8 protein-coding genes are annotated in these 9963 nt (G+C 39.6%); 4 read left to right on the top strand and 4 right to left on the bottom strand.

Features of this window, described 5'->3' with window-relative positions:
- Positions 1-40 precede the first annotated feature (40 nt).
- The gene (locus tag ACP6PK_RS20080) at positions 41-238 is read right to left on the bottom strand and encodes a hypothetical protein (protein ID WP_426562055.1); all 198 of its coding nucleotides are present in this window, start codon (positions 236-238) and stop codon (positions 41-43) included.
- Between the two features lie 518 nt (positions 239-756).
- On the opposite strand from ACP6PK_RS20080, the gene ACP6PK_RS20075 reads away from it, so the two are divergent.
- Positions 757-2001: a CAP domain-containing protein gene (locus ACP6PK_RS20075; protein ID WP_426562053.1), complete on the top strand. Its 1245-nt coding sequence runs from the start codon at positions 757-759 to the stop codon at positions 1999-2001.
- A 339-nt stretch (positions 2002-2340) separates the two neighbouring features.
- The gene (locus ACP6PK_RS20070) at positions 2341-3123 is read left to right on the top strand and encodes a peptidylprolyl isomerase (protein ID WP_426562051.1); all 783 of its coding nucleotides are present in this window, start codon (positions 2341-2343) and stop codon (positions 3121-3123) included.
- A 258-nt stretch (positions 3124-3381) separates the two neighbouring features.
- On the opposite strand, the gene argZ is transcribed toward ACP6PK_RS20070, so the two are convergent.
- The 3 genes from argZ to ACP6PK_RS20055 all read right to left on the bottom strand — a co-directional run bounded on the left by argZ (position 3382) and on the right by ACP6PK_RS20055 (position 8005).
- Entirely contained in the window at positions 3382-5493 is a 2112-nt protein-coding gene (gene argZ, locus ACP6PK_RS20065) for a bifunctional arginine dihydrolase/ornithine cyclodeaminase (protein ID WP_426562049.1), read from the bottom strand.
- A 516-nt stretch (positions 5494-6009) separates the two neighbouring features.
- Positions 6010-6891: a hypothetical protein gene (locus ACP6PK_RS20060; RefSeq protein WP_094678433.1), complete on the bottom strand. Its 882-nt coding sequence runs from the start codon at positions 6889-6891 to the stop codon at positions 6010-6012.
- A 703-nt stretch (positions 6892-7594) separates the two neighbouring features.
- Positions 7595-8005: an SH3 domain-containing protein gene (locus ACP6PK_RS20055; RefSeq protein WP_426562047.1), complete on the bottom strand. Its 411-nt coding sequence runs from the start codon at positions 8003-8005 to the stop codon at positions 7595-7597.
- A 725-nt stretch (positions 8006-8730) separates the two neighbouring features.
- Between ACP6PK_RS20055 and purC the strand changes: the two genes are divergently transcribed.
- Positions 8731-9459, top strand: a complete 729-nt coding sequence (purC, locus tag ACP6PK_RS20050) for a phosphoribosylaminoimidazolesuccinocarboxamide synthase (protein WP_094678437.1) — start codon at positions 8731-8733, stop codon at positions 9457-9459.
- Between the two features lie 52 nt (positions 9460-9511).
- Positions 9512-9963, top strand: a 452-nt coding sequence (locus ACP6PK_RS20045) for a hypothetical protein (protein WP_426562045.1), incomplete at its 3' end; no start/stop codon positions are given.

Below are 9963 nucleotides of genomic sequence, written 5' to 3'. Positions count from 1 at the left end.
TCATAAAGAGAGTTTGGGATTTGTTTGGGCTTGAAATTTGCTAAAGTCCCGTTAATTGATTGATAGTCAGAGCTAGTTTATAAAGATGATATAAAGAAAGCTTGGTAAAGTCAATTGCGAGGCGACAATGGAACAAGTTAGCCTCCTGGAGAAAGCATATTTTCAGCCGACGCAATATCGTAAGTTGACTGCTATGCCAAAGATTGCCACGGGGATTAATGACTGGGTAAACTAACATAATGACTTTCTCCGCCCCCTCGCAATGACATTAGTAGATAGCAGAGCAGCTCTTTTAATATTTAGTTTATGAATCAGCTCTCAGTAGAAACCACAGGAAAAAGGGGCAACTACTGGAATAGCGTGATGTTTTAGTTTATCCCCAAGGTTTGTTACTGACTGCGGTAGTACATTCGCCTCGCAGACAAGACGCACTCAACTGAAGACAAGAGTAAAAGTATTTTGTTGATACTTTGCAAACGAGATATTTAGTCACGGGAGGACATTCCGAGACTCGAAACTGACGTGGAGGGAAGCATAAGACCAGCACAAAGGTAGCAGCTTGAGCAGTAGAGACTACTTCCTTCAAGTTGATCAATATAGTGGTGATACCAACTATCAACTGACTTTTGGTTAGGTATTTTTCCAAGATTAGCATCTTTGAGGTTGAGAGGGATACAAAGCTGATAGGAAAAGTAGGCATCTACCTACCCTCCTACAGCAACAGCATTATTATTCGAGCAACGGAGGATAATAACAATGACTATAGATCAAAACGAGCTACAAGTTTTCAATTTAATTAATCAAGAACGTAGTAACGCAGGGTTGAGTCGCCTTTCATGGCACTTAGAATTAGATAATGCGGCAGAAGGCCACAGCCAAGATATGGGTGATCAGGACTTTTTTGACCATAGGAACCCAAATAATGGTCTTACATCTGGCGAGCGCGCTACAGCAGCAGGTTATCAAGGGTCAAGGATAGCAGAGAACATCGGGGCAGGTTATACTACACCAGAGGATCTTGTTCGAGGTTGGATGAATAGTGATCAGGGTCATCGTGAAACCATTCTGAATCCGGATCTGGAACATATTGGTGTTGGCTACTACTATTTGCCAAATGATAGTGGCTCAGTAAACAGGCAGCACTATTGGACTGCAGTTTTCGGTGCTGGCGATCCCGATCCTGGCGATCCCAATCCTGTTGTTCCCGATCCTGGAAATCAAACCATCCCTTTAGGAGTTGCACCTAAATCTTTTAGCCATCAACTTAATCGAAATGGAAGTGAACGTGTCTATAGTTTTAGTATCAATGAGACCAGTAGTATCAATCTTAACCTCCAGATTGATGTTCCCATTGTGGGTGTGGGTCAAGGTATAGGTGATGATGCCAATTTATATTTCTATGAGGACACTAATGGTAATGGTGTGTTTGATGTAAATAATGATCAACAACTTGCTAGTTCTCTAGAATGGCGAAACAGCGATGATGGCATTAATTACCGAGCCACTCCTGGTACCTATTTTGCCAGAGTCCGTGCCTATTCTACAGGTTTTGATGGTGACTTGGACTACAATCTAGACATATCCGCGACTCCAATCTCTCCTGGCGCATACGATGCTCCTAATCTAATATCTGTACCTACTGGTTATCAGGTAGATTTTGACAGGGGTTGGCATTGGCTCCTCGAAAACTCAGTAGGTGACAGTGACACTGTTGATACCTACGCTTTCTCTGTACCACAACCTTTGGGCTCAGATACCTATCGAGCTAATATCAGTCTTTACCCAGAAAGCTATGATGCTGATATCCGAGTAATTCAAGACCTAAACAACAACGATATAGTTGATTTAGCCGACGAAGTTTTTAAGTATTCAAACAATTGGGGTACTACACCAGAATCAATTACTGATATTCCACCTGGTGACTACTTCCTCCAAGTTTACCAGTATAGTGGCAATACTAACTATGAAGTAAGTTTTGACCTTAGACGGGTGCTTGGTTAAGTTTTAGAAGTTTATTAAGAAGTTCAAAAGAAAGTAAGGGCGTATTCTCATACGCCCTTACAGAGCTTTAATGCTCCTGTTGGTGACATTGCTAATGTGGAGTATAATTATTACCATGAAGCATAAAATAAGCTCAAATATAGACAGGCAAATGCTTTTACCCAAAAAGGAATAAATCCTTAATTACCAAGGGTTTTAGCCATTTTTAGGGCATCGATGTAATTCCCTTGTCTAGACTGACTTTTAGACATTTTCTTGGAGAAAAAATGTCTAAGTACCATTAGCCCTATTCAAATATTAACCCAGCAACGCGGTTTTTGTTATGGGAGGCAAGCAGATATGACTACTTTACAACTTGGCGATCGCTCTCTAACCACTGAACAAATAATTCCCCTGCTTGCGAGTTACAAGCTCATTCCCCAATTTATCTGCGAAAGCATTATTGACGGAGCAATTGCCCCTATTCGCTGTACACCGGAGGAGACAGCACAAGCTTCCCAGGAGTTTTATCGACATTGGGAGCTAACCTCAGAAGCCGAAAAGCAGGGGTGGCGGGAGCAATACGGCATGAGCCAAGAACAGTTAGAAGGGCTGGCAACGCGCAAGCTGAGAGTGGAAAAATTTAAACAAGCTACTTGGGGAAGTCAACTAGAACGTTACTTTCTCAAACGCAAAAGCCAGCTAGATAGCGTTATTTATTCCTTAATTCGGACTAAAAACGGAGGATTTGCCTACGAACTATATTTTCGCCTTGAAGAAGGAGAGCAATCCTTTGCCGAACTGGCTCGTCAATATTCCGAAGGTCCAGAAGCAGGGACTGGTGGACTGATGGGGCCAGTTGAGCTAGGGACTCTGCATCCAACTCTTGCCAATATTCTCTACAGCAGCCAAGCTCAAATCGGTGTAGTCCGGCCACCGATCCGCCTGGGAGAACTGTATGTTATTATCCGCGTTGAAAAGTTGATTCCAGCACAGTTGAATAATTTTACCCGCCAGCGATTGCTTCAGGAAAAGTTTGAAGCTTGGTTTCAACAACAGATCAATCAACTCCCAGACCGAGACAAGATTTGGATGGGAGTTCCAACAAATCGCCAGATTGAGGCGAGAAGCAATCTAGGGTAAAGTATTACACGGAGAGAGTCGGAGTTAAATTATTAGGGCGACAACATTCAATCATATGAACCCGCCCCCAATGAATGCACTATTTTTGTCGGTTCACTACTAGCGTGACACGCCTAAAATTTTGCAACAGTAGAGGCGGGTTCCACATTAAATTATTGGGGCAACAACATTCAATCAGATGAACCAGTCCCCAATAATAATCCACCATTTTAGATGTGTCAGTCCACTACAAATAGCTTTAGTTCCCAACTCCTAAGCTTACACTTGAGCTAAAGAATAAGGACTCGTCAATTGCTCCAATTGTGTAATCAATAAACTGAGGAACAAACCAACATCTGTCACCACACCTATAGATTCAACGGAACCACGATCGCTCAATTTAGTTACCACTGCTGGATTAATATCCACACAAACCATCTTCACTCCAGCAGGTGTCATATTCCCTACCCCAATAGAGTGCAACATAGTTGACAACATCAAAACCATGTCAGCACCTTTCAACAACTCACCGTATTCTTCCTGCGCCTTAATCAAATCCATTTGAGTATCAGGTAGAGGTCCGTCATCACGAATTGAACCAGCTAAAACAAACGGCACATTATTCTTAACACACTCATACATTATCCCATTCGTAAGAACACCAGTCTCAACTGCTTTAGGAATACTACCACAACGGCGAATAGTATTAATAGTCTTCAAATGATGTCGATGTCCACCATGTACTGCAACTCCCTGTTTCATATCGACACCGAGAGAAGTTCCCATCAGTGATTGTTCAATATCGTGAACTGCTATCGCATTACCACCTAACAAAGCTTGTACATATCCCTGACGAATCAAACTTGCTAAATGTTCACTACCCCCAGTGTGAATCACAACCGGACCTGCGGTAACTACTACCTTACCTCCGCGATCGCGAATTTGCCGTAATTCCCAGGCGACTTGTTCAACTACCAACTCTACACGACGTTCGCTAGAAACACCCGCAGACATAAAGCTGAACTCTTCTTTGTTTCGCTTTTCACGGGATTCTGTTTTACGGATAGTGCGAATACCTACCACATCTACTACTACCTGTTCGCCAAATTTTACATCCCTGATAACTTTACATTTGGCTTGAATATGACCATCTACCTCAGTAATAGCGATCGCTCCATCCATCCTTTGATTTTGCACTCGTATCCACTGACCTTTTACTCTAACTTCAGTGGGATAAATAGTAGTAACATAAAAATCATCAGGAGCAACACCATTTTGTTCTACTGGCTCCAATTTAGCATCCTGTACATCTTCAGTGGGAATGACTGCACCAATGTCAATAAGCTGACTCATTATTTCTTCCATGACTTCATGGGAAGGTGCAGAAACTTTTACTTCAGCAAGGGAAGTGCTTTGACGTTGTTCTCCCAGATTAAAGTTGAGAACTTTGAAACTACCACCACCTTCAACTATTAAGTCTAAAGCTTGATTAATTAAACCAGAATCAAGTAAATGTCCTTCCATCCGCACAGTACGACTTTCGACCAGCACTTTAGCTTGATGATCGGGTATAATTGGTTCTGTGACTCGGAGGGTAAGACATTTTGCTGCACCACCTGCTTTTAGGAACTCAGTCAAAGGTGTTTCAATAACGTTAAAACCTGCTTCGGTAAGAGCTGATTTCAATTCATCACTAACCTTGTTCATAATCATAGTTTGATTAATATTAACTGCATTGCAGGCAAAGTTTACCGCATCTCCTTCTGCCACAATAATTCGTTTTTCTGGTGGCACTCGCATTTCAATTAGACGGTTGGAGTAGGAGTCGAATGCGGGTGGATAATAGAGTAAGTAACCACCAGTTAGAGGACAGAAGCAAGTATCTAGATGGTAGAAACGCTCGTCTATGAGTCGCAGAGATAACACTTCAATGTCGAGCCATTTTGCTAGAAGTGGGTGGGAGTCGAGTTCGGAACGGAAGCCATATCCTGCCCAGAGGTAACGACCTTCTCTGTCTAGAAGAGCATCTCCCGCTCCTTCAAAGGGTAGGTCTTTAGGGAGTTCGTGAACGATAAAGCCTTGGTTGAGGAACCATTCTTTGAAGTAGGGTTCTTCTCCTTGACGTTCTTTGTGGTAGAAACGGCTAATAACAACGGTGTTTCCCAGAACTAGACCTGCATTAGCGGTAAATACCATGTCAGGCCAACCTTTTTGGGGTGGTACTAGGTCTACAATAGCGTGTTCTTTAATAATCTCGTGGAGTTTATGCCATTGTTCAACGGAGCGATCGCGGGAAGATTTATGGATGTTGCCCTCCATCCAAGGATTAATTACATAGTCCACATCGTAGTGGTCGGGCGCACATAAGAGAAAGCGAATTGAATCATTCATAATTATTACCTGGCAGATGCTATATTTATACGTCTACTGACTTTATTTAAACTCCGTCCTTAACTAGCTATTAGCTTTTAGCATTTCCTCACGGAATGCTCCGCAAACAGCTAGCCTCATGGGTCGGAACTGCGTTAACAGCTTTTAGCAGCTCTGGTAAAACATCCCCGGTTTCTATAAACCTGTTGGTGCCTTTAGGGGTTTAAATCCCCGGTCTTACCTTTACTGCTGACTGCTGATTGCTGACCGCTAACCGCTTTTTAAGGGCGGGGTCTTGTAACCAATAGAAAACTCACTCCTAAAATTATTTATTCAGGAGCGGAATTTTAGCGTAAAAAGGCTAACACTTTATATTATCACGGCAGGGACACATCTAATGCTTTTTTTGAAGATATTTACGGAGCAGGGAAAAGCGTAGGTAGGGTTCAGGAAGCCCCCAAACCCTACCATAATAAGGCGCATTTTAGAGGGCTACTCCAATCCCCATTACAAAAATAACTTCTGACTTCCTTAAGCCTATGCTTCTTCTGCTGCTTGCTGTATTAACTTTCGAGCTACGGACTGAGTACCTGTATGTTGGAAGTAGTTTGTACTCTTATCCAGAAATGCAGCTACCAAGTCTAAAGCATCATCGGAAAAGTCGATAAACCCACCAATACCCTCAAAAATGCCTTCTGGTGTTAAACCAACCGAGCCGACTAAGTTCTCCATCCACCCATTAACTGCTCCGAAAGTATTAGCAATAAAGCCAAATTTGTCATCTCCAGGAATAGCATCGCTAATAGCTCCAAAAACTGCATTATCCGCAAAAGCACTTTCACCCTCTCCATCCAGGGTATCTTGTACTTTTTGCAGGAAGTCTGGACCCAAAGGCACCAAACCATCAAGAGAAACCAAAGCCGCCATTCGCATTAGAGATGGACCACTATACTCCTCAGTTAGGTTTGTGACAAATTCTCCTGGATCGAGAATGGGTAGACCATTAAGTTTACTATAAGCTATCAACTCTGCTACAATTTTCAGACATAAGTCAACAGATTGAGTTGTGTCAGCTTTGGGAGTTAAGCTACCTAAAAAACTTAAAAAGGGTATTTTTTCACTAACTATTTCGGCCATAGCTGCTGCTGCCAGGGCACCGTCTACATTATCAACTAGGTTGTAATACCACATAGCTCCCTGATATCCATTATCGGCATCATTGTATAGCTCGATCGCTTTATTGCCGATATCTAGAATTCTGTCTGCATCTGACTCGCCTGTAATTACTTCAATAGTTTGGTTAAAACCTACTACATTTTCCCACTCCCCCGGAACCACAAAATCTAGAGCATTGAGTGTTTTTACTGTAAGATTATTACTAGGTAGTTCATCTAGTAATTCATTAATTGAATCGCTCACTATTGACTCCTTTTTTTCTTAGTAGCTTATGTTTTGGCTGCTTCATTATTATTGATTGTATCTGTGTATTGTCATCAAAGTTTTTTTGACACAATTCTTAGCATTATGCAGATTATTGAATTAATTTAGACACAGCAAATTTTACCTGTTTTTTTATGAGGGAAAAAACAAATTTAAGCACGGTTACAACTATTGTTATTGATTCAACATCTCCGGAAAATAAATAAACCTCTTACTTAGAGCAGTTAAAGAAGGAAAAATTCACCATAAAAAATCATTTTTCCTGCCTTTTTTGTAAAAATATCTTACCTGTTCCCTGTTCCCTGTTCCCTGTTCCCTACTACCGTAAAAAATCTATATCTTTTTCGGAGATGTCTATTTATTAAGATAATTGATTATTAGGATAGGCAATAAAGCCAGATTGATTAATTATCAATTATCTATTGGTAAGTAGGTTTAATTAAATATTGTAAAAATTGTAGGGGCGGGTTTGACTAAAAGACTTTACATAAAAGGAATGTAGTCTATTAAACCCGCCCTAAGCTTGTTACTTTTATTTATGTTCACCTACTTAGAAAAGTATGGTTTTTATTAACGCTTAAATACTTTTGATATGGGAAATTAAAAATGCTAGGAATTTCGCGGTAGAGGTATAACTCTCGGTCATCCGCGATCATCCCTGGCAACATTTATTTGATCAAATTTAACAATATCTCAAATAACGAGCATATACATAACCATAATGAGGGTATGAGATTCTTGCCCAACCATGATGGTAGCCAATAACACGGACACGAGCACCAGGATATAATGCGTTTATAACCCGACCCCAAGGATATGTTCTGACACGCAAGTTTCGATAACGAGTTGCTACTCGACGACATCTGCCATAATACCGACCATGAGACCCACCATAATACCTGCGACGATAGTGGTGAGCAAGTTTATCTTCAGGTTGAGTTTCAGTGGGAAGTGTAGTTACTGACTCATCAACAATGGGAGTCTTTTGAGATGATACTGCTGCTATAGAAGTAAGACCAATACCAGAAACAGCAGCAATAGATAATAAGGTACTCATTGCTACAGATTTTGTCCAAGTCATCATCTGTTTCATTTTCTATTCCTCAATTATGATTTTATAACCCCTGATATCTTAAATTTATCCTCTCAGAAAAGATTGCCTAGGACAAGACATTTAATATTAATTTAATATTAATTTTATTAGACCTCTCCGGAAAAGAGGGAGTAGGGAGTAGGGAGTAGGGAGTAGGGGGAAACAATTGATTATTTCTGTAGGATAATTGATTTGATGTTTAATTATCGGAGATGTCTATTTAATCAAATATTGTTATCTGTCCATTGAGCAAACTATTTTATTTTGAGCCTATTCTCTATGTTTTGTTTTCCTATTTTAGTCATGGTTTAACCAAAGAAATAATTTAGCAATGAACCACTATGTTATGTATAGTAGTTCTCCTAAGCTAATACGCATGTTAAATGCGTATTAGCAAGTCAAAAGTCATGCATTCAAAAGTCAAAATTAATAAGGGTTTTTTTCTTAACTAGGCATACAACACATAAGTGGTTTAAATGCCTAACAGCTTATTAATCAGGTACAGTATTTTTTTCTCTCCGCTATTCTATTCTCAGATTCAGTGTTCCTTAAAATTGGAAACTTTTGTATCTCAGCCAGTTTGAGAAACGTGACATCAAAATCAAGCACAGATATAGCTCTAAAATTGCCATGAAAATATTGACATTAAACTTATATTATGATAAGCACATAAAAGAGTAATTATTACTCATCAGTCTATTTTTATTCCCTAGTAAAAAATTTTTATGTCATCTAATCAAAAAATTTACGAAGGCAAAGCTAAAATTCTCTATACTACTGACGACCCAGAAATATTTCTGACTTATTTTAAGGATGATGCTACAGCCTTTAATGCTCAAAAAAAAGGCACAATAACAGGGAAAGGTAAGATTAACTGTACTATTTCCAGTCATATATTTAAGCTACTGGAAGCTAATAGTATACCTACTCATTTGATTGACTGTCCAGCACCAGATCAAATGCGAGTTAAAAGGGTGACAATTTTACCTATAGAAGTGATTGTGAGAAATATTGCTGCTGGTAGTCTTTGCCGACAAACTGGATTAACAGAAGGAACTATCTTGAAATTTCCCTTAGTAGAATATTGTTATAAAAATGATAGCTTGCAAGACCCACTTCTAACACGCGATCGCCTCTTACTATTAGAACTAGCTACCCCAGAACAATTAGAACAAATACGGACTTTTGCCCTGAAAATTAATGACTTGCTGATAAATTTCTTTAACCAATGCCAAATTACTCTTGTGGACTTCAAAATCGAATTTGGCCTAGATAAACATGAAAATTTGATTTTGGCAGATGAAATAAGTCCAGATAGCTGCCGACTTTGGGACCAATCTCAAACAGACCCAAACCAGCGAGTTATGGACAAAGACCGATTCCGTCGGGATCTTGGTAACGTAGAAACCGCCTATCAACAAGTTCTTGAAAGGATTTTAGCTCAGAAAGTTTGAGATAACCCTCAATAGTGTACAATTTTACGGTTTGTATGAAAATTTCACTGGTGTGTGGATTGTACGGGATAGTAATTATATGCGCTTGTCTCCGTTTTTAGTGGCCATCTTTGCTGCTTCAACAAGTTTTGGAATCTCAAAGTCTGCTAATGCTCAAATATCAGAAACTGATATAGATACTAATTTTATTTCTCTATCAATTAATTCAAAAACACAATTTGCTCAACTTTCTTCTGCCAAATCTTTTTTAGAGTTAGGGTCTAGTTTGTCTTCACAACAATTATTTGGTAGTAGCAATAATTTGTTGAGTAAATCTTGGTCGGAAGCAGAAGTAAATTTAGAATTTTCTGGTTTATTAAAGGTTAAAGAAGTTACAAAATCATCTTCTGGTTCTGATAAAGAATTTACTGATTTTTTAGCTTTAGATGTTTTGGAAAAAACAGAAATTCCTCAAATAACCCTAATTAATAAATCAACAGAAACTAAATCAGAACTCTTAGTCAA

The sequence above is a fragment of the Dapis hubbardiae BLCC-M172 genome, assembly GCF_050016015.1.
Classification (GTDB): Bacteria; Cyanobacteriota; Cyanobacteriia; order Cyanobacteriales; family Microcoleaceae; genus Trichodesmium.
Note: the sequence above shows the minus strand (reverse complement) of the source record. Positions and strands in the feature narration are given on the sequence as shown.